Annotated in this window: 1 protein-coding gene; it reads right to left on the bottom strand. The window is 72.2% G+C overall.

What is annotated here, in order from left to right; genetic code table 11:
- Positions 1 to 1,139 (bottom strand): acyl-CoA dehydrogenase family protein (locus MCM47_RS41140; RefSeq protein WP_238951874.1); only part of this gene is annotated, 1,139 nt, incomplete at its 3' end.
- Positions 1,140 to 1,200 lie beyond the last annotated feature (61 nt).

Below are 1,200 nucleotides of genomic sequence, written 5' to 3'. Positions count from 1 at the left end.
CCGGGGAGGGAGCGGCGGAGAATCCCCTTAATGAGCTGGGTGGCCCCGCCGTAGATGGTCTGGATGCGGCCGTCGGTGAACGCCCGGGCGACCGGGTACTCGGCCATGTACCCGTAGCCGCCGTGGAGCTGGAGGCAGCGGTCGGCGGTGCGCTTCTGCAGCTCGGTGGCCCACCACTTGGCCATCGAGGCGTCCGCCGGGGTGAGCGCGTAGCGGTTGTGCTCGGTGATGCAGCGGTCCACGAAGGCGCGGGTGACGGCGCACTCGGTGGCGAGCTCGGCGATCTCGAAGCGGACGTGCTGGAGCTTGGCGAGCGGCCGCCCGAACGCCTCGCGCTGCTTGACGTACCCGGTGGTGAGCTCCACCAGGTGCTCGGCGCCGGCGATCGCGGAGGCGGCGATGGTGAGCCGCTCCTGGGCGAGGTTCTGCATCAGGTACACGAAGCCCTGGTGCTCCTCGCCGAGCAGGTTCTCCTTGGGGACGCGGACGTCCTCGAAGAAGAGCTCGGCGGTGTCCTGGGCCTTCTGCCCGATCTTGTCGAGGTTGCGGCCGCGCTCGAAGCCGGGCATGCCGCGCTCGACCACCAGCAGGCTGAGCCCGCGCGCGCCGCCCTCGGGGGTGGTGCGGGCGACCACGACCACCAGGTCGGAGAGGATGCCGTTGGAGATGAAGGTCTTGGCGCCGTTGAGCAGGTAGTGGTCGCCCCGGTCGACCGCGTGGGTGCGGATGCCCTGGAGGTCGGAGCCGGTGCCGGGCTCGGTCATCGCGATGGCGGTGACCAGCTCCCCGCTGCAGAAGCCGGGCAGCCAGCGGCGCTTCTGCTCCTCGGTGGCGAGCGAGGTGAGGTACGGGCCGATGATGTCGTTGTGCAGGCCGATCGCCAGGCCGGCGGCGCCGGCGCGGGCGAACTCCTCGGCCAGCACGGCCGCGTAGCGGAAGTCGGCACTGCCACCGCCGCCGTACTCCTCCGGGACGGCGATCCCGAGCAGGCCCTGCCGGCCGGCCGCGAGCCAGGCCGAGCGGTCCACGATGCCGGCCCGCTCCCAGCGGTCGTAGTGCGGCAGCACCTCCTTGGCGAGGAAGGCCCGGACGGTCGCCCGGAAGTCCTCGTGCTCCTCGGTGTAGATGTCGCGTTGCACGGCGCTCTCCTTGTCGGGCCTTATCGGGCCGCGGCGTCCGGGGACGGCGGGGCGGGCGGGG

It is taken from the genome of Kitasatospora sp. A2-31 (assembly GCF_022288725.1).
Lineage (GTDB): Bacteria > Actinomycetota > Actinomycetes > Streptomycetales > Streptomycetaceae > Kitasatospora.
This window is presented reverse-complemented; position numbering and strand designations above follow the sequence as displayed.